Here is a 19,321-nt window from a genome sequence, read left to right on the forward strand (position 1 = left end):
AATGTCCGCGCACGAAATTGAAAACGTCAGCCGTAGCGCGCTGATCGTCATCGATGTGCAGGAGTCCTTCCGCCAGATGCCTTACTGGTCGGAGAGGGACCTGCCCGCGTTCAAGGCGGCGCTGCTCGCCCTCGACGACGGTTGCCGCGCGCGTGGCGTGCCGGTGGTGCACATTTTCCACGTCGGCCAGGCCGGCCCGTTCAGCGAGGAGTCAGGAGCCGTACGCGGACTCGACTGGTTGCCGGGTTCGCCCGCCGCGTCTTTCTTCAAGCACACGCACAACGCTTTCTCGGATACCGGCCTCGACCTGTGGCTTCGCCGGCACGGCGTCGAGCGCCTGATCATTGCCGGTATCCGGACCGAACAATGTTGCGAGACGACCACCCGGGTGGGGTCGGACATCGGCTACCAGGTCGATTTCGTCAGCGAGGCGACGCTCACCTTCCCGATGACGCATCCGGTCAGCGGCCGCGTGTACTCGGCGCAGGAAATCAAGGCCCACGCCGAACTGGTACTCGGCGGGCGCTTCGCGCGCATCGTCGGCGTCGACGACTGCCTGGCCAGTCTGGGAGGCGTCCATGCTTGAACTGCGCCCGAACTGCGAATGCTGCGATCGCGACCTGCCGCCGGAATCGCCCGAGGCGATGATCTGCTCCTTCGAATGCACCTTCTGCGCCGACTGCGTAGCGCAGCGGCTGCCCGGGCAGCGCTGCCCCAACTGCGGCGGCGAACTGGTCCGCCGGCCGGTCCGCCCGGCGGGCGAACTGGCGAACAATCCGGCTTCGACGCAACGCATCGTCAAGCCGCTCGCGTGCGCGGCCGCCGAAACGCGCTCGCTGGCCGCCACTCCGCGCTGATCTCGCTGCTGACGGCCCGTCCGCCCAGCCACCGCGTCGATCGGCGACGACTCGACGGGCGACACAGCGGCGCCTTTCTGCCCCTGCAACGCCGGCTCGAACACGGCGGCGGTGCTCATCGCGACGCCCGCTGCCCTGCGCGCTGGAGACGCCCTGCACCTGGCCGTTGCTCGTCGCCTGAACGCCCGCTTGGCCAGCACTGATCGCCGCCTGTGTGAGGCGGCCGACCTGCTGGGCATAGGGCGGGTCGATGTCGCGTGACTGTCGGCGCCGCAAGGCAGAAGTAGCCGGATTGCGTGGCAAGTCGGGGCCGGTTCTGAGAGAGCCGATTGGCGGCAACGACCCATTTGACCGCCGCGCCTTTGCTGAGGATACTTCGCTTCTTGCGCTGGCGCTTCTATCGCCATTCATCTGACATTAATCGCCGCCGGCAGGGCGGCAGCCATGAGACTGATTGACCTGCAGCAACCGATTGCCCGGCTCGTTCGCCGAGCGGGGCCGACGCGGCCGCCCGCGGCGGCGTTTTCCGCCGCCCTTGGCGCCCTCCTGATCCTCCTCGCGGCAACGCCGCCGGCGCAGGCCCAGAACACGCCCGTGGCCACGAAAGCGACCGCGCTGATCATCGAGAGCGCGCCGCTCGGCGAGGTCATCATCCACCCGCAGCGCGAACTGGCGGCGAGCGTGATGGCGCGCAACGAGTCGAAGCTGTCGGCCGAGGTCAGCGGGGTCGTGCTGCGCTGGACGGCCGAAGCCGGCAGCGCCGTTAATAAGGGGCAGGTGCTGGTCGACATCGATCCGGTCGACTTCCGGCTCGCGGTGGCGCAGGCGCAGGCGGCCGTGGATGCGTCGCTGGCGCGCTTCAGGCAGGCCGAGCAGCAGCACCAGCGCGCGCAGGCGCTGGTCGCGCAGGGCTTCTTCTCGCAGGAGGCACAGGTCGAGCGTGCAACCGAGGTGGCGCTCAAGCGCAGCGAGCTGGCGTCGAATCGCGCCCAGCTGGCGATCGCTCAGCGCCAGTTGGCGAAGGCGACGCTGCGCGCGCCGTTTGCGGGCAGCGTCGTCGAGCGGCTGGCGCAGGCCGGCGAAGCGGTGACGCCGGGAAGCGTGCTCTACGTCCTGGCCGAGACCGGCGCCGCCGAAGTGAGCGCGAGTATCGCACCGGCCGACGTCGCCGGACTGCGGCGCGCGACCGACCTGGTTTTCGCGACGCGCGGACAGCGCTACCCGCTGCGCCTGCTGCGCGTCGGCAGCACGGTATCGGCGCCGGCGCGCACGCAGGAGGTCCGCCTGGCTTTCGTCGCCGCCGATGCGGGGCAGCCGCCGCCAGTTCCCGTGGGCAGCGATGGGCGCCTGCTGTGGTCCGATCCGCAGCCTTACCTGCCGGCGCCGCTGCTCGTGCGCCGTGGCGACGCAATCGGAGTCTTCGTCGAGCAGGGCAGGGTCGCCCGTTTCGTCGTCCTGCCCGGCGCACAGGAGGGCCGCGCGGCGGCGGTCGAGCTGCCGGCGGAAACGCGCGTCGTCGTGCGCGGCCAGGCGACGCTGCAAGACGGCGCGGCGATCAGGTAGGCTGCGCCGCCCACCATGAAGCTGCTGCGCGCGCTGATCTCGAACCATCCGCTGGCCAACGTCGCCTTCGTCGTGGTCTTGCTGCTCGGCCTGCTCAGCTACCTGACGATGCCGCGCGAGCAGGACCCGGAAATCAATTTCAACTGGGTGAGCATCATCACCGCGCTGCCCGGTTCGAGTGCCGAGGAAGTCGAGCGGCTGGTCACCAACCCGCTCGAAGACGGCATCAAGGGCGTCGCCGACGTGCGCTTCGTAATTTCGACTTCACGCGAGAACATCTCGACGATCCTCGTTCGCTTTCGCGAAATCTCCGAGCGCAACTTCGACAAGCGGATGAACGACCTGCGCCGCGAAATCCAGAACAAGTCGAAATCCGAGCTGCCGCCCGAGGCCAAGGACCCGCTGGTGATGGAGATCACCACGTCGAACGGCTTTCCGACGGCGTCGATCCTGCTCGTCGGCCAGGCCGACGACGAGACGCTGCGCCTGAACGCGCGGCGCATCAAGAGCGATCTGGAGCGCATGAGCGGCGTCGATACAGTCATCGCGTCCGGACTGCGCGACCCGGAATTGCTGATCAGCGCCAATCCGCAGGCACTGGCGGCGCGCGGGCTGACCAGCACCGACATCGCCGACAGCGTGCGCGACTGGTATCGCGACGTTTCCGGCGGCACGCTGAAGGGGCAGGGGAGCGCCTGGTCGGTCGGCGTCAAGGGCGTGGTCACCGACCCCGGGTCGCTGGCGACGCTGCCGGTGATGTCGGCGTCGCGGCCCGGCGTTTCGGCGCGCCTGGAAGAGGTGGCGGCCATCGAGCGCGCACGCGCGCCGGCGACGCAATACTCTTCGACCGACGGCCGCGATGCCGTGTCGCTGGCGATCAACAAGAAAGCCGGCAGCAATACGCTCGAACTCGTCGACCGTCTGCGCAGCTTCATCGCCGGGGAAAACGCCGTGCTCGCCGCCAGCGGCCTGAAGATGATCCTGGCCGACGACCAGACCATCCCCACCCGCGAAGCGATCAACGTCATGCAGACCAATGCGCTCTACGGGGTGATCATGGTGCTCGCCGTGTGCTGGCTGTTCCTCGGCGCCAAGATCGGCGTGCTGGTGGCGCTGGGCATCCCGTTTTCGCTGCTCGGCACTTTCGCCCTGCTGGCGGCGATGGGACACACGGTCAATGTCTCGGTGCTGCTCGGCGTGGTCATCGCACTCGGCCTGCTGGTCGACGACGCGGTGGTCATCGTCGAAGCCAGCTACTACCGCATCGAACGCGGCCAGCAGGCGCTGCAGGCCAGCCTCGACGCGATCGGCGAGGTCTGGGCGCCGGTGCTGGCGTCGGTGGCGACGACCATGGCCGCCTTCCTGCCGCTGATGCTGCTGCCGGGAATCGTCGGCAAGTTCATGTTCATCATTCCCTTCGTGGTTACCCTGGCCTTGCTGATCTCGCTGCTCGAAGCGTTCTGGATGATGCCGGTGCATGTCGTGGCCATCGGCATGAGCCTTGATCGGCCGTCGCCTCTGCAGCTCTGGCGCAACCGTTTCAATCGCCGCATTCGCCTGCGCTACGGGCAGGCGCTGGCCTACACGCTGCGCCGGCCGAAGCGCTTCGCGGCGCTGACTCTGGCCGCAGTTGCCGCCGCCGTGGCGCTGGTTGCCAGCGGCGTGATCCGCGTGCAGTTCTTCGCCTTCGATCCGATCCGGATCATCTACGTGAACGTCGACATGCCGGCGACGGCAACGCTCGAAGACACGCTGGCCGAAACCCGGGCCGTCGAGCAGGTGGTGCGCAGCCAGCTCGATGGCGTCGGGACGGGTGGCGAAGCGCGCTCGGTGTATGCCAACGCCGGCGTCAAGTTCACCGATACCGAGCCGCTCTACGGCGACCCCTACGGGCAGGTGATCGTCTCGCTCAACCCGCTGGTCAAGGGAGCGCGCGACGTCAGCGCCACCGTCGAGGCGATGCGCGCCAGCGTCGAAGCGGTGCCGGGTCTCGGCCGCAAGAGCTTCACCGTGCTCTCCGGCGGGCCGCCGGCCGGCAAGGCGATCAGCGTCAAGGTGCGCGGCGACGACTTCGCGCAGTTGCAGGCCGCCGCCGACGCGCTCAAGGAGATCACCGCCAGGATCCCCGGCGCGCGCGACGTCCAGGACGACAACGTCCCCGGCCGTCCGCAACTGAGCCTGCGCCTCGACCGTGACGCGCTGCGCAAGGCCGGCTTGAACGCCGCGCAACTGGCGCGCCAGGTGCGCATCGCCGTCGACGGCGAGGTGGTTGCCTTCACCCGCGACGAGGGCGACAAGCTCGAGGTGCGCGTGCGTTCCGAGCGTACCCGCCGCCTCGACCCGGCGACTTTCCTGAACGAGCCGATTGCCCTGCCGGATGGCCGGATCAGCCGCCTCGGCGCGCTCGTCGAAGCGGAGATCACGCCGGGCCGCGGCTTCATCCGCCACTACAACCTGCGCCGCACGGTCACCGTCGAAGCCAGTCTCGACAAGACGCTCACCGACACCGCCGCGGCCAACGCGATCATCGCCGGCGAATGGGACAGGATTCGCGCCGCGCATCCCGGCGTCAGCCTCGATTTTTCCGGTGAGCTGGAGGACATCGAGGAAAGCCTGGCGGCGATGAAGATGCTTTTCCTGCTCGGCATCGGCCTGATCTATCTCATTCTCGCGGCGCAGTTCGCCAGCTACTGGCAGCCGCTGATGATTCTGGTGACCGTGCCGCTGGCCTTCACCGGCGTCGCTTTCGGGCTCGCGCTGTCGGGAAATCCGCTGTCGCTGTACACGCTGTACGGGGTGATCGCGCTGACCGGCATCGGCGTCAACTCGGCGATCGTCCTGATCGACGCGGCCAACGGGCGGATGACGCGCATGGGTGGCATGCACGCCCTGATCCAGGCGGCGCGACGGCGCGTCGTTCCGATCCTGATCACCACCACGACGACCATCGGCGGCCTCTTCTCGCTGGCTTTCGGCCTCGGCGGCAAGAGCCTGCTGTGGGGGCCGGTCGCTTCGAGCATCGTCTGGGGGCTGACCTTCTCGACCGCGCTGACCCTGTTCGCCGTCCCGCTGCTCTATCTGGCTTTCATGGGCGAACGTCGGAAGTCGCCGTGCGGAGGCTCGCTTCTGCGGCGATGGCTGGCGCGCGTTCGGCGAGGTTGATCGCGGCGCGCCAGACGAGAGCGGCACGGCAGCCGGCAGGCCGGTTGGCGAACGACGCCTCTTGGGTCTATAGTCACAACGTTGTCGTTTGCGGTCCGAGGTTGTCGTGGTCACCAGTGTCGCTGCTTCGCAGGCTTCAGTTCTCCGCATGGTCGTATCGCCCGGCCAGGGAACTCGTCGCGTTGCCGCCCGTGAAGAACCGGAGCCGGCCGAAAAAGCGGCGGCCACCGAGGCTGGGCGACCCGGCGCAGCGGGTCGATCCGCGGCAACCAGTCCGGCGCCCGAAACGGGTGCTGTCGCGGGCAAGACCATCGCCACCACCAGTGCTGCGGGTGCGCTTTCCCCGGAAGACCTGCGCCTGATCGACCAGCTCAGCGCCACCGACCGCCAGGTGCGCGCGCACGAACTGGCGCACATGGCGGCGGGGGCCGGTTTGACCGGCAGCGCGACATTCACCCACCAGGTTGGTCCCGACAATCAGCGCTACGCCGTCGCTGGCGAAGTAGGCATCGACACCTCACCCGCCGGTGATCCCGAGGAAACGATCGCCAAGGCGCAGCAGATTCGTGCCGCGGCGCTGGCGCCGGCCGATCCGTCGTCGCAGGACCAGAAGGTCGCGGCGATGGCCGCACAGATGGCCAGCGTGGCGCGCCTGCAGCTGGCTGCCCAGGAACGTGCGCAGAACCAGACGCCGGCGCAGGAAAGCGAGTCACGCATCGGTGCCGCGGCCGCCGCCTACGAGTCGGTGGCCGCTGCCGGCGACGCCTCGGCAGCTTCCCAATCCGCGGGATTCCGCGCCTTCGCCTGACAGGCCCGCCCGCGGGCGCACTGCGCGCCGCCGTGTTCGGGGCGATTGAAAAGCAGACGCCGGCGAATTAGTATCCAGCCACTGTGCACACAGTCTGTGCTGGCGGAGGAGAAATCAATTGGCTTACCAACATAGCACCCTGCTCGCGGCGGGCGTCCTGGCGGCGCTGTCGGCGCTGCCCGTGCAGGCGGACAGCAATGCCGATCAGGCACGTGCGCAGCAGATCGTCGTCGAGCGGTGCTCGCTTTGTCACGGCAAGGAAGGCGAGGCGGCGAGCGTCGTCTTCCCGCGCCTGGCCGGGCAGCATGCCGAGTATGTCAGCAAGCAGCTGGCCGATTTCAAGAGCGGCAAGCGCAAGAGCGAGACCATGAAGCCGCAGGCTGCAGAGTTGACGGCGGCCGAGATGAAGGCACTGGGCGTCTTCTTCGAGAGCAAGAGCGTGCCGGCAAAAACGTCGCGGGATACGGCGCTGCTGGGTGTCGGCCTGTATATCTTCAGCCAGGGAAATCCTTTCTCGGGCCTGCCGGCCTGCGCCAGTTGTCATGGCGAGAAGGGTTATGGGACGCCGCAATTGCCGCGCCTGGCCGGGCAGCACCCACGCTACATCGAAGACCAAATCAAGCAGTTCAACACCCGTGAACGCACCAACGACAACGCCGTCATGCATACCGTTGCCGCCAAGCTCACCGAACTCGAGGCGCACGCGGTTGCGGAGTACATCGCAACCCTGCAGTAGGCGCTCGGCGGGCGGGAAGAACGCCTGACAGGGTCCGCGAATGCCGGGCACTGCCCGGCAATGTTCCCAGTGCGCATTAGTTCCTGTGCCGCGCACGCCCGAGCTGAGAGACTTTGTCCGTAGGCAGCGGCTCGCCGTGACCGGCAACCGCGCTGCCACCCTCGCGCCGCGGGCGAGACCGCGGACGACGGCCGTGAGCTGGGCGAGCAGGGGCAAAGAAGATGAGGCGAAGCGCATTGCTGGTGCTGTTTCTGGCGACCGGGCTTCATGGTCTGCCGGCGCGGGCCGACGGCGACGTTCAGACGCCACGCGTGCAGGCCGCGCTGGCCCAGGCGCAGGCCGCCGAAGTGGGGAGAGGCATCGGCAAGAACCTGATGCTGGCCATGGCGCTCTACTGCGACGCCGGAACGATGGGCAGTGGCGAAGGCTTCTTCCACGTCGGCCGTGTGCTGGCCAGCGCGCCCGGTGCCCTGCGCAACCCGGGTCTGGCCAATTCCTATCTCGCCCTGGCGACCCGCCTCGGCAACACGCAGGCGCTCCAGTACTACGATCCACGCGTCGACAACGTGCTTCTCGGCGACCCTTGCGGCGCCTTCGCCGCTGGCCTGCACACGCAGTCCTTCGACATCGAAGCCTACCTGTCCCGGCAGCCGCGAGCGAGGCAGAAGATTGCCGCGTCGATCCGTAGCGCCGCGCGGCAGTACAAGGTCGATGAGCGTCTGGCGCTGGCCATCGCCCTGGTCGAGTCGAACCTCGATCCCGCCGTCGTTCCGGAAGGCGGCGCACAGGGCGTGATGCAGCTCGCCACAGCTGCGCGGCAGAACTCCGGCGGCCCCCGCATCGTCGACGGCGAGCAGGACATTCGCGCCGCTCTGGCGTATCTGGGCCGGCTGCACGAGCGCTTCGCCGGTGACTGGCGTTCGATGGCCACGGCCTACGACGCGGGGGCGGGAAGCGTCGGACGTTGCGGCGCCGTGCCTCCGCATCCGTGCCTGGAGACGCGGCAGTATGTCCGGCGTGTTCTCTACTTTGCCGGTGCATCGCCCGGCGAACAGCCCGGCGTTGCCCGGCAGGCACCGGCCGCAGCGCGCTCGCCGCATCCCGGCGGGGTGGCCGACAAGCGTGCCGATCTTCCTTGCTGCGGGTGATGCGCGCTGTCGCCGTGTGCGCGCGGGCGCAATGTTCACCGCGGCGTGAATATTCCATGAGGACTGCGGGAGAATCGTTTCCTATCATCGTTCGTGCGGGCTCGGGTTTTCCGGCTCGTTTTCCATCCGCTTCCTTCCTCGAGGAGAACCCAGATGCACGAACGCCTTTCCCTCCCTTTCCGCCTGGCGGCCGGCGCTGCGGCGCTGGCCGTTTGCTCTGCTGCCAGCGCCGCACAGGTCAACCTCATGGTGACCATTGAAAATCTCGCTGCCGCGAACAGCATCGCCTTTGCGCCGCTGCACGTGGGTTTCAACAACGGTAGCTTCGACGCTTTCGACAGCGGCTCTCCTGCCGGCCCGGAAATCATTTCCGTCGCCGAACTGGGTGGCGGCGCACAATGGCAGGCCGCCTTCGCCGCGGCCGATCCGACGTCGACGCGCGCCGCGATTGGCGGCGCCTTGCTGCCTGGCGCGAGCAGCAGTAAGCTCTTCTCGCTGATCGACAGCACCAGCAATCCCTTCTTTACGTTCGCGGCCATGGCCTTGCCCAGCAACGATCACTTCATAGGCAACGATTCGCCGACGCAGTATCAGCTCTTCGGCGCCGCCGGCAATCTGCTCATCTCGTCGATCGTGCAGACCGCGGGTGACATCTGGGATGCGGGATCGGAAACCTTCGCTAGCGCAGCCGCCGCCTTCGTCGCCGGCAGCGACGCCACCCTGCGGACTGCCGAAGGCGGCAACGTCGGTTTGAACTTCGCCGGACTGGCGGCGTTCAACGGCGTCAATACGGCCGCCGGCTACGTTTTCAACAGTGGCCTTGGCGCCAGCAGCGAGGTCTATCGGATCAGCTTTGCGACGGTGCCCGAGCCGGAAAGCCTGGCGCTGATGCTGCCTGGACTGCTGGCCATTGGCTGGGTCGGCCGCCGGCGCCCCAAACCAGGCGCCGAGCGCGCGGATTCGCCTCTGGCGACGGCGTCACCGGTGTGAGAACGGTTTGAAGACGACGGCCGCCGGCTCGCTGTTCATCGCCCTCCGGCGTCGGCACCGGCAGCGTTCCGCGCCGCTGGGCGCATGAACGAGCAGTTGCTCCTCGTCGAGGACGACGACGCGATTGCCGGCGCCTTGCGCCTGCACCTCGAAGAAGCCGGCTATCGCCTGCATCGCGAGTCCGACGGATTGCGGGCGATGGCGGCCATCGATCGCCAGCGCTGGGACATGGTGCTCCTCGACCTGATGCTCCCCGGCGCCGACGGCTGGGACGTCTGCCGCCATTTGCGCGCCCGCCATGCCGACGTGCCGGTGATCATGCTCAGCGCGCGTTCGGCCGAGGCGCACCGCGTGCTGGGCCTCGAACTCGGTGCCGACGACTACCTTGCCAAGCCGTTTTCGATGCTCGAACTGGTCGCCCGCGTGCGTGCCCTGCTGCGCCGCATCGAGCAGCTGCGCTCGTCGCCTGCGGCCGCCGCGTCGGAGTTGCGCTTCGGGCCCTTCCGCCTCGATACCGAGCGCCGCGAACTGCAGCGCGGCGACACTGCCGTGCCGCTGACCCTGCGCGAGTTCGACCTGCTGCACTTTCTCGCTCGCCACCCGGGCCGCGCCTTCAGTCGCGGTGAACTCCTGCAACGCGTCTGGGGCGCCGGCTTCGACGGCTACGAGCACACCGTCAACTCGCACATCAACCGTTTGCGCACCAAGATCGAAGACGATTCGCGCGACCCGCAGCGCATCGTCACCGTCTGGGGCGTCGGCTACCGCTTCGAAGAGAGCCCGTAATGAGCCGTGAGCGCAATGTGAGCGATGCGCGCCCCGGCGCCGCGCATGCCACGCGGTCTTCGTCAGCGTGTTCCGCGCGGCACGCGCGACGTTCATTTTCCTCGCGCCTGACGATGGCCATGGCCTTGCTCCTGCTCGCCTACGGCGCGCTGGTCGGGGTGCTCGGCTGGCACGTCGCCGCCGAGGACGAGCAGGAATCCCTGCAGCGGCTGTCGCACGGGCTGGCCAGGCACATCGTCGAACACTGGCCGGAGATCACCCTTGCCGACCGTGACCAGGCCGATCGCGCGGCGCGCGACGAGTTGCTGTCGATGCTGATGGTCGTCAACCCGGGCATCCAGGTCTACGTGCTCGACGCCGACGGCCGCGTGCAGGCCTACATCGGTGACCCCGGCATGGTGCGCCAGGAGCAGGTGGACCTGCGCCCGGTGCGTGACTTCCTGGCCGGTAGCGCCTTGCCGCTGCGCGGCAGCGACCCGATGGGATCGGGTGTCGCGCGCATCTTCAGTGCGGCGATGTTTCCGCCGCGTGCGGGCGACAGCCGCCCGCCGGGTTATCTCTACATCGTCCTCGACGGCCAGGCGCGCGAAGCAGTCGCCGGGCAGCTGAGTCAGCGCCGCGTCTGGCAGGGCACCGCGCTGGTCGCCGGACTCGGTCTGCTGGTGACCCTGGCGGTCGGCGCCTTTACCCTGCGTCGGCTGACGCAGCCCCTGCACCGGCTCGCCCGCCGCATCGGCGACTATAGCCAGCGCCGCCGGCAGTCCGGCGAAGCCGCCGCAAGCCGCTCGTCGCCGAGCGCTGGCGACGAAGTGCTGGCCATCGGCGCCGCTTTCGACGCCATGACCGAGCGCATCGAGTCGCAGGCCGCGCGCGAACAGCAGCAGGCGAGCGCGCACCGCGAGACGATGGCCGGCGTCGCGCACGACCTGCGGACGCCGCTGACCGCGCTGCACGGCCATCTCGAAGCGCTGGCCGGCCAGGGCCTCGGCGAACCCGCGCAGCGCGAGCGTGTCGTCGCCGCCGCGCTCGCGCAGAGCGACAAGGTGCGTCGGCTCTCGCAGCAGCTCTTCGAGTTGGCAGCGCTGCAATCGACCGACCAGCTGCTGCACCGCGAGCGCTTCCGGCTCGACGAACTGGTTGCCGACGCGGTGCAGAAATTCGCCGTCAACGGCGGGCCGTCGCCGGTGACGCTGCACGGCGAACCCCCCGGACGCCTCGAACTCGACGGCGACCTGCAACTCATCGAGCGCGCACTGACCAACCTCATCGACAACGCCATGCGTCATGCGCCGGAGTGCGCACCGGTACGGGTCAGCGTCACCCACGACGGCGCCCAGGCCCGGATCACCATCGAGGACACCGGCAGCGGTCTGCCCGAAGAAGTCCTGATCCGCCTCGAAAGCGGGCAATCGCTGCGCGACCCGCCGGTCCGGCGCAGCAGCGGCGGCATCGGCGGCCTCGGCCTGGCCATCGCCCAGCGCGTCGCCAGCCTGCACGGCGGCAGCCTGCGACCGTTGCCGTCGCCGGACGGCGGCACGCGCCTTTGCCTGGCGCTGCCGCTGGCGCAGTCGATGCAGGGTGCGCTGAATCTGGGCTAGTGGGCGCGGGTTGCGGTGACCCTGGTGACAGCGGCTACAATGAGCGCTCACCGCGAACGGGAAGATGCGATGCCGACCACCACCCTCAAGATCACCGGAATGAAGTCCGACGACTGCCTGCGCCTGGTCATGAACGCCATTCAGGACCTGCCGTGCATCGGCCACGTCGAGGTGTCGCTGGAAACCGGCCAGGCGACCATCGAGCATACGGCGATGGTCGATGAGGGCGATATCCGCCAGATCATCGAAGACGCGGGTTATCCGACCGAGTAGGTTCGGCGGGCGCGCGGGCGCGTATCGCTGATCTTGTGCGCGCGTTCAACTGAACCGATTTGACCCGGGGACAAGACATGCCGTTGGTCGTTCGCCTTCTGACCGGTCTCTGCCTGCTGATGCTGCTGGCGGCGAGCGCTTCGTTGCGCGCTGCCGGGCTCGAGCTGAGCAGCGCCGAACGCGCCTGGGTCGCCGAGCACCCGGTGATCCGCATGGGCATCGATGCCGGCTACGGCCCCTATACCTTTGTTGACGAGAACGGCCGGGTGCAGGGTGTGGCGGCCGATTTCATGGCCGAGATCGCCGCGTTACTGGGAGTCCGTTTCGAATTCGTCGCCGACCTCTCCTGGATGCAGCTCATGGACGCGGTGCGCGCGCGCCAGCTGGATGCCGTGGCCACCGTCGTCCATCTGCCCGAGCGCGAAGCTTTTCTCGAATTCAGCGCCCCCTACCTGATCACCCCACTGGTCGTCGTGACTCGCCGCGAGACCGCGCAGCTGCATTCGCTCAAGGACCTCGAAGCCTTGCGCCTGGTGCTCGTCGAGGGGTATTCGTCGAGCCGCCGGGTGCTCGACGAACACCCGCAGCTGCGCCCCCTGCTGGTCGCCAATCCGCTTGACGGCCTGCGTGCGGTGGCCTCCGGCGCTGCCGACGCCTATGTCGGCGTGATCGGCGTGAACATCTTCCTGGCGGCGCAGAACGGCATCACCAATCTCAAGGTCAACGTCGCTTTCGACATGGCCGACAACAATCAGCGCTTCGGCGTGCGCAAGGACTGGCCAGAACTCGCGCCACTTCTCGACAAGGCCTTCGCGGCCATCCCGGTGGAGCGCAGGAACGCGATCCTTCAGCGCTGGGTGCCGCAACAGGCCGAGCAGCTTGTGCGTTTGAGCAAGCCGACGCTGTTGGTCCGCGCGGTACCCTGGTTGCTCGGCGCGCTGGCGCTGGCGCTCGTCGCCTATCTGGTCATCCTCGGCTGGAATCGCCAGCTCAAGCGCGAACTGGCCCGCCGCCAGCACGCCCTCGACGCCAGCGAGAAGCGGCAGAAGGCCTCGGTGGCCCTCGCCCACCTGGGCCACTGGGAATTCCGCGTCGCCGACGGACGCATCCTGTGGTCCGACGAAACCTATCGCCTCTTCGGCCTCGAGCCGCAGTCGCTGCAGCTGAGCTATGAGGAGTTGATCGCCCGCGTCCACCCGGATGACCGCGATCTCCACGACGCCTATCTGCAGCGCATGCTCGACAGTCGGCCAGGCGACGACATCGGCGAACTCTGGTATCGGCTGCTGCGTCCTGACGGCAGCGTGCGCGAGGTCAGCGTGCGCGTCGATATCGACTACGACGAGACGGGAAAGCCCAGTCGCCTGTTCGGCGCCATCCAGGACGTCACCGACTGGCGCGCGATGCAGCGCAAGCTGCAAAGCCAGCTCGACGAACTGACCCGCTGGCAGGCCGTGATGCTCGGTCGCGAACACCGCGTGCAGGAACTCAAGGTCGAGATCAACGCCTTGCTTGCCGAACACGGACAGCCGCCGCGTTATCCCAGCCAGGCCGTGCATGGGTCGACTGCGCGGAACTGAAGCCGTGACGGAACCGCCAGAGCACCCCGACAACCCCGACCATGGCGAGCGTTCGCGGCGGGCCCTGCTCAGTGTTCTGGAGGACCAGCAGCAGGCGGAGAACGCGCTGCGGGCGAGCGAGGCGCGCCTGAACGAGGCGCAGCGTCTGGCGCATGTTGGCAGCTGGTCGCTGGACCTGACAACGAGCCGCCTGAGCGGCAGCGCCGAGCTCTACCGCATTTTCGAGATCGCCCCGCAGTCCGTCGTCGCCTCGTACGAAGACTTTCTCCACGTCATCCATCCGGACGACCGCGCAGCGGTCGACGCGGCACGGCGTCAGTCGCTGGCCACGCGCGCGCCTTACGTCATCGTCCATCGCCTGCTTTTTCCCGGTGCTCGGGTCAAGCATGTGGAAGAACGCGGCGAAACGGTCTGCGCCAGTGACGGTTCGCCGTTGTACCGGCTGGGAACGGTGCAGGACATCAGCGAACGGGTCGCCAAGGCCGCGGAACTGGAGCACCTCCACGGCATGCTGGCGGCTCTCGTGGAAGGCTCGCTCGACGCCATCTTCGTCAAGGACGAGGACGGGCGCTACCTGATCGGCAACCGCGCCCTGGCCGATCTGGTCGGACAGTCGCCGGACGCCGTCGTGCACGCTGACGACTTCGCACTCTTCCCGCGCGAGGTCGCCGAACGTTTTCGCGCCGATGACCGGCGCATCATGGCCAGCGGCCAGGTCGAGAGCTACGAGGAAAACGTGCGCGTGGGTGGTCGGAGCGCGCCGTATCTGACCACCAAGGGGCCGTTGATCATCGCCGGCGAAGTGCGCGGCGTATTCGGCATCACCCGTGACGTCTCGCTGCTCAAGGACGTGCAGACCGACCTGACCCGCGCCCGTGACGAACTCGAAGAGCGGGTGCGGGAACGCACCCGCCAGCTCGCCGCCGCCAACCGCGAGCTGGAGACCTTTGCCTACGCCGTCGCCCACGATCTCAAGGCGCCGCTGCGGGGCATCGCCGGTTACAGCCACATGCTGGCCGACGACTACCGCGCGCAACTCGACGCCGACGGGCAGCAGTTCCTCGCCAACATTGCGCGTGGCATCGAGCAGATGAACGACCTGATCGACGATCTGCTCGCCTATTCGCGCCTGGAACGCTGCGCTCTGCGGTGCGTGACGGTCGCCTTGCGTCCGCTCGTCGACGAGGTGCTCGCCGACCTGCACGGGGTCATCGGCCAGCAGGGCGCAAGAATCGAAATCGACCTTGACCAGCTTGCCGTGTGCGCCGACCCGCAGGGGCTGACCGTGGTCGTGCGCAACCTGATCGACAACGCCGTCAAGTTCAGCGCCGCTGTGCCGTCGCCGCTGATCCGCATCAGCGGGCAGCGCTGCGGCCATTCGACAAAGCTGGCCATCGAAGACAACGGCATCGGCTTCGACATGCGTTTCCACGACCGAATTTTCGAGATGTTCCAGCGCCTGCAGCGCAGCGAGGATTACGCCGGCACCGGCGTCGGCCTGGCCCTGGTCAGGAAAGCCATGCAGCGCATGGGCGGGCGCGTGTACGCCGAAAGCACGCCCGGCCAGGGTTCGGTGTTCCGGCTGGAGTTTCCCGACGGCAAGGCGGGCGCGGCGGAGGCGTGACTCGGTAGGCCGGCGGCTGCTTCCCGCGGTTTTCTGTGGCGTCTCACAACGCCTCCTGTCAGTGACGTTTCCACCGGTTTGCCGAGTGTTTTCCGACCGCCGCCATTGCCAAGCCCTGGATTGCTTCGCTGCGCTGGCAATGACGGGCTGGCCGCCGGGCGCGGTAGTTGCTCTCTTTTGCCGCTGTTTGTTGTACTCTGTGCTCCGTTTTCACCGCCATGGCCGGGCGCACACGGTACGGCGGCGATGGCGAAGCCTTGTTTCGGGCGTCCGACCTTTATCGACAGGAGGTGTCATGCGATTTCTAGCCAGGTTGTTGAGTGTCGTTATTCCGCTAACGCTGCTGATTGGAGGTGCCGCGAACGCGCGTGATTGGAAAGCGATCCAGGAGTCGGGGACGATCAAGGCGGCCACCGAGGGCGCCTTCCAGCCGTTCAATTACTACGAAGGTTCGACGCTTACCGGCTTCGAAGTCGAGCTCGCCGAGGTCATCGCCAAGAAGCTGGGCCTCAAGCTGGAATGGAGCGTGGTGCCTTTCGACGCCCAGATTGCGGCGCTCAAGCAGGATCGTTTCGACTTCGCGATTGCCTCGCATGGCTTTACGGAAGAGCGGGCGAAGTCGGTCGATTTCGCCAATCCGCACTACTGCACCGGTGGCCAGATCGCCGCGCACAAGGGAGGCCCGCTGACCGTTTCCGCGCTGAACGGCAAGTCCGTCGGCGTGCAACTGGCGACCACCTACGCGGGTGCCGCGCAGAAGATCAAGGGCATCAAGGCGATCAAGACCTACAAGGGTGACCCGGAAGCTTTCTCGGCGCTGCGCGCAAAGAAGGTCGATGCCTGGATCTCCGACAAGTTCACCGTCAAGGGCACGCTCGACAAGAATCCCGACGCGGGTATCGTCGGCGGCGAGCTGGTTTTCGTCGAGAAGGTTTCGATGATCATGCCCAAGGGCAACAAGGAACTTGCCGAGAAACTCAACCACGCGCTGGCCGAGGTGATGAAGGACGGCAGCTACCAGGCGTTGTCGCAGAAATACTTCAAGGAAGACGTTTCCTGCCGCCCCTGAGTTGACTGAGGCAGCATGAACTGGACCAGGAACAACCCCGGATGGACGATGTTCGGCGCGATGATCGGGCTGCTCGCCTTTCTCTGGGGGATGGCCATCCCGCTCTCAGCAATGCCGGCGCCGGTCGGCCCGGCGGCGCAGCAGTTCGCCGACGGGGCGCGGATCACTGTCTGGCTGACGCTGATTGCCGGCTCCGTCGGGGTGGTCATCGGCGTCCTGGCCGGGCTCGGCAAGGTGTCGAAGTTCTGGCCACTGCGCGTGCTCTGCGACGCCTACGTGTGGCTGATACGCGGAACGCCGCTCCTGCTGCAGATTCTTTTTGTCTGGCTGGCAGCGCCCGAGCTGATGCCCGAGGGCGTCATCCTTTCCGACTTTGCCTGCGCGGCGATCGCCCTGTCGCTGAATATCGGCGCCTATAACACCGAATGCGTTCGCGCCGGCATCCTCGCCGTTCCGCATGGCCAGGTGGAAGCGGCGCGTGCCCTCGGGCTGAGCCCGTTGCAGACCTTCATGGACGTCGTCCTGCCGCAGAGCATGCGCGTCGCGCTGCCGGCGCTGGCCAACAACCTGGCGTCGCTGGTCAAGGATTCATCGCTGGCCTACGCGATCAGCGTCGTCGAGCTGACCATGATCGGCTACCGGGTGCAGGCGCAGAGCTATCAGCCGATTCCGGTATTCCTGACCATCGGTGCCATCTATCTGATCCTGACCACCGCTTTCACGACGCTCACCGCCGCTCTCGAAGCACGGCTCGACGTCGGACAGAAGCGCTAGGGGGCGCAGCGCATGAACACAGCCGCCGCCGAGGCAAGCCTGCGACCGATCATCGAGGCGCGGGCGATCGGCAAGCGTTTCGGTTCCTTCGTCGCGCTGAAGGACGTTTCGGCCACTTTCTACGAGGGGCAGGTGACGGCCATCGTCGGGCCGTCCGGTTCCGGGAAGTCGACCTTCCTGCGCACGCTCAATCGCCTCGAAGCGCATGATTCGGGCGAGATCGTCATCGACGGCATCGTCCTCAACGACAACGTGAAGAATCTCGACGCCATTCGTCGCGAGGTCGGGATGGTCTTCCAGAGCTTCAATCTCTTCTCGCACCTGAGCATCCTGCGCAACGTCGCCCTGGCGCCGATGCGCGTGCGCAAGATGAGCAGGGCCGACGCCGAGGCCAAGGCGCACAAGCTGCTCGAGCGCGTTGGCCTCGCCAACCAGGCGGACAAGTATCCGGTGCAGCTTTCCGGCGGCCAGCAACAACGGGTGGCCATCGCGCGGGCGCTGGCCATGGACCCCAAGGTGCTCCTGTTCGACGAGCCGACCTCGGCGCTGGACCCGGAGATGGTCAACGAAGTGCTGGCCGTGATGCGCGAGCTGGCGCACAGCGGCATCACCATGCTGGCGGTGACGCACGAGATGGGTTTCGCGCGCGAAGTCGCCGATCGGCTGATCTTTTTCGACGAAGGCGTGATTCTCGAAGACACCACCCCGGAGAACTTCTTCTCCAATCCGGACCACGCGCGCGCGCAGGCCTTTCTGTCGCAGGTTCGCCGCGGCTGAGGCGCGGCAGCCCGGTTGGCTGCCCCCTATGGTGCGCGTCGCGCGGCCAGCGCCTGTCTGCCGGCCGCAGCCAGGGGCGCGATCTGCACGGCGACGATGCACACCAGAATCAGCACGCATCCGGCGATGCCTTCGGCGTTCAGCCGATCGCCCATGAGCAGGAAGCCGAACATGGCCGCGAAGACGGTCTCGGCCGAGAGGATGATCGCCGCGTCGGCAGGCTGTGCATAGCGTTGCGCGACGACCTGCGTGGTGTAGCCGACGCCCACCGAGACCAGTCCCGCGTAGGCAATCGGCAGCGCTGCCAGCGCCAGGCCGTCGAGGGTGAGTGTCTCGGTGGGCGCGGCGCACAGCAGACTGAGCAGCCCGCAGACCAGGAACTGCCCGGCGGCGATCAGGAAGGGCGCGTGCAGGCGCTCGGCGATGCGCCCGACGAAAATCACATGCAGCGCCCAGAAGACGCTGCTGGCCATGACCCACAGGTCGCCGACGACGAGGTCTACGCTCTGCGCGCCGGAGAGCAGCCAGGTGCCGGCGAGGCAGCCGAGCGACGTCGGCCACACCGACCAGTGTGCCGGTGTGCGCAGCAGCAGCCAGCAGAGCAGCGGCACCAGCGGCACGTACAATGCGGTAAGAAAGCCGGCGTTGGTCACCGTCGTGCTGGTGATGCCGATCTGCTGAAAAACGGCGCCGAGCATCAGCAGCACGCCCAGGACGCCGATGCCGAGCGCATCGCGGGGCAAGGGCTGCGCCTGACGCACGGCGAGCAGGCGCCACTCGCGCCAGGCGAGCGGGGCGACCACGGCGGTGCCGAGCAGGAAGCGGATGCCGGTGAAGGTCAGCGGCCCGACACCGACCATGCCCGCAGCCTGAGCGACAAACGCCGAACCCCAGATCAGGGCGACGGCGAGTAGCAGGAGATTGGCCTGGGCGCGTGTCACGGCGATCGCCTCCGCAAAAAGCCGGCGAGTGTAGCCGAAATCGCGCCAGCTGTGGCTGCGCGCCGCTGTCCATGCCTCGCTTGGCGTCGTTCAGGCGGCGCTGACCGTTTCCGCGCCAAGCCTGCGCCGGTGCCTACAGACCGAGGGTTATCGCGCTCAGCCGGTCGCCGCCTTCGCCGAGAATCTCGTCGAAGCGCTTGGCGTAGGGCTGGCACTCCTCGACGTCGTCGATGATCTGTCGACAGCGGGCATGATCGCGGTGGAAGCGGACCAGCGCGTGTTTGCCGTCGGCAATCAGCAAGGAGTCGGTGAGTGCTTCGAGATGGGGCGGCGCGTGGATGATGGTCAGCACTGGCGCATGCACGGCCAGCAGGGCCATCAGGCGCGGGCTGTACTGCCTGACGAATTCCGCCTTCTGGACGACGATGGTCAGTTGCTTGCTGGCCTGCTCGCAACTCAGCAGGCGACTCAGCGCGGCGATTCTCTCCGGCCGTTCGAGCTTGAGGGCTGACAGATCTTCGTCGAAGATCAGGAGTCGGCTTGGCGACCGTTCGAGGATTTCCTGAACCGCGCTATCGTGCTCGGCCCAGTGGGTGATCAGGCGACTGCTCATCAGGAGAGCTCCGCGTACGTGT

At 67.5% G+C, this 19,321-nt stretch carries 19 protein-coding genes; 17 read left to right on the forward strand and 2 right to left on the reverse strand.

Going from position 1 to position 19,321, the window contains the following annotated elements; translation table 11 throughout:
• Position 1 precedes the first annotated feature (1 nt).
• The 17 genes from QZ613_RS10385 to QZ613_RS10465 all read left to right on the forward strand — a co-directional run bounded on the left by QZ613_RS10385 (position 2) and on the right by QZ613_RS10465 (position 17,745).
• Positions 2-586 carry an isochorismatase family protein gene (locus QZ613_RS10385; RefSeq protein WP_043563169.1) on the forward strand — a complete coding sequence of 195 codons (585 nt, stop codon included), beginning with the start codon at positions 2-4 and terminating at the stop codon, positions 584-586.
• Positions 579-857, forward strand: a complete 279-nt coding sequence (locus tag QZ613_RS10390) for a DUF1272 domain-containing protein (protein WP_291982291.1) — start codon at positions 579-581, stop codon at positions 855-857. The genes QZ613_RS10385 and QZ613_RS10390 overlap by 8 nt, the downstream gene beginning before the upstream one ends.
• Before the next feature lie 111 nt (positions 858-968).
• Positions 969-1,118, forward strand: a complete 150-nt coding sequence (locus QZ613_RS10395) for a PIN domain-containing protein (RefSeq protein WP_291982293.1) — start codon at positions 969-971, stop codon at positions 1,116-1,118.
• A 183-nt stretch (positions 1,119-1,301) separates the two neighbouring features.
• The gene (locus QZ613_RS10400) at positions 1,302-2,420 is read left to right on the forward strand and encodes an efflux RND transporter periplasmic adaptor subunit (protein ID WP_291982295.1); all 1,119 of its coding nucleotides are present in this window, start codon (positions 1,302-1,304) and stop codon (positions 2,418-2,420) included.
• A 15-nt stretch (positions 2,421-2,435) separates the two neighbouring features.
• On the forward strand, positions 2,436-5,582 hold the full coding sequence (locus tag QZ613_RS10405) for an efflux RND transporter permease subunit (RefSeq protein ID WP_043563173.1): 3,147 nt from the start codon (positions 2,436-2,438) through the stop codon (positions 5,580-5,582).
• A gap of 148 nt (positions 5,583-5,730) precedes the next feature.
• Complete coding sequence (locus QZ613_RS10410; RefSeq protein WP_291982297.1) at positions 5,731-6,390, forward strand: putative metalloprotease CJM1_0395 family protein; 660 nt, start codon at positions 5,731-5,733, stop codon at positions 6,388-6,390.
• Between the two features lie 118 nt (positions 6,391-6,508).
• A complete protein-coding gene (locus QZ613_RS10415; RefSeq protein ID WP_291865995.1) occupies positions 6,509-7,126 on the forward strand; it encodes a c-type cytochrome in 618 nt (205 codons plus the stop codon).
• A gap of 221 nt (positions 7,127-7,347) precedes the next feature.
• A complete protein-coding gene (locus tag QZ613_RS10420; protein ID WP_291982299.1) occupies positions 7,348-8,274 on the forward strand; it encodes a transglycosylase SLT domain-containing protein in 927 nt (308 codons plus the stop codon).
• A 153-nt stretch (positions 8,275-8,427) separates the two neighbouring features.
• Positions 8,428-9,264, forward strand: coding sequence for a spondin domain-containing protein (locus QZ613_RS10425; protein WP_291982301.1), 837 nt, complete (start codon positions 8,428-8,430; stop codon positions 9,262-9,264).
• 84 nt (positions 9,265-9,348) lie between these two features.
• Positions 9,349-10,050 carry a response regulator transcription factor gene (locus tag QZ613_RS10430; RefSeq protein WP_291982303.1) on the forward strand — a complete coding sequence of 234 codons (702 nt, stop codon included), beginning with the start codon at positions 9,349-9,351 and terminating at the stop codon, positions 10,048-10,050.
• Positions 10,050-11,648: a HAMP domain-containing sensor histidine kinase gene (locus tag QZ613_RS10435; RefSeq protein WP_291982305.1), complete on the forward strand. Its 1,599-nt coding sequence runs from the start codon at positions 10,050-10,052 to the stop codon at positions 11,646-11,648. Before QZ613_RS10430 ends, QZ613_RS10435 begins: the two co-directional genes overlap by 1 nt.
• A 69-nt stretch (positions 11,649-11,717) precedes the next feature.
• On the forward strand, positions 11,718-11,921 hold the full coding sequence (locus QZ613_RS10440; RefSeq protein ID WP_043563338.1) for a heavy metal-associated domain-containing protein: 204 nt from the start codon (positions 11,718-11,720) through the stop codon (positions 11,919-11,921).
• 77 nt (positions 11,922-11,998) lie between these two features.
• Positions 11,999-13,501, forward strand: a complete 1,503-nt coding sequence (locus tag QZ613_RS10445; RefSeq protein WP_291901840.1) for a transporter substrate-binding domain-containing protein — start codon at positions 11,999-12,001, stop codon at positions 13,499-13,501.
• Positions 13,502-13,505: 4 nt separating this feature from the next.
• Positions 13,506-15,125 (forward strand): PAS domain-containing sensor histidine kinase, encoded by a 1,620-nt coding sequence (locus QZ613_RS10450; protein WP_291866364.1) that lies wholly within the window; start codon positions 13,506-13,508, stop codon positions 15,123-15,125.
• A 295-nt stretch (positions 15,126-15,420) separates the two neighbouring features.
• The gene (locus tag QZ613_RS10455; protein ID WP_043563182.1) at positions 15,421-16,194 is read left to right on the forward strand and encodes an ABC transporter substrate-binding protein; all 774 of its coding nucleotides are present in this window, start codon (positions 15,421-15,423) and stop codon (positions 16,192-16,194) included.
• 15 nt (positions 16,195-16,209) lie between these two features.
• The gene (locus tag QZ613_RS10460; protein WP_043563183.1) at positions 16,210-16,968 is read left to right on the forward strand and encodes an amino acid ABC transporter permease; all 759 of its coding nucleotides are present in this window, start codon (positions 16,210-16,212) and stop codon (positions 16,966-16,968) included.
• Positions 16,969-16,980: 12 nt separating this feature from the next.
• A complete protein-coding gene (locus QZ613_RS10465; protein WP_291866359.1) occupies positions 16,981-17,745 on the forward strand; it encodes an amino acid ABC transporter ATP-binding protein in 765 nt (254 codons plus the stop codon).
• A 26-nt stretch (positions 17,746-17,771) separates the two neighbouring features.
• On the opposite strand, the gene QZ613_RS10470 is transcribed toward QZ613_RS10465, so the two are convergent.
• Positions 17,772-18,686, reverse strand: coding sequence for a DMT family transporter (locus tag QZ613_RS10470; protein ID WP_291982307.1), 915 nt, complete (start codon positions 18,684-18,686; stop codon positions 17,772-17,774).
• 133 nt (positions 18,687-18,819) lie between these two features.
• Positions 18,820-19,299 carry a hypothetical protein gene (locus QZ613_RS10475; RefSeq protein WP_043563186.1) on the reverse strand — a complete coding sequence of 160 codons (480 nt, stop codon included), beginning with the start codon at positions 19,297-19,299 and terminating at the stop codon, positions 18,820-18,822.
• Positions 19,300-19,321: the final 22 nt, after the last annotated feature.

The organism is Candidatus Accumulibacter sp. ACC005 (assembly GCF_907163215.1).
Taxonomy (GTDB): Bacteria; Pseudomonadota; Gammaproteobacteria; order Burkholderiales; family Rhodocyclaceae; genus Accumulibacter; species Accumulibacter regalis.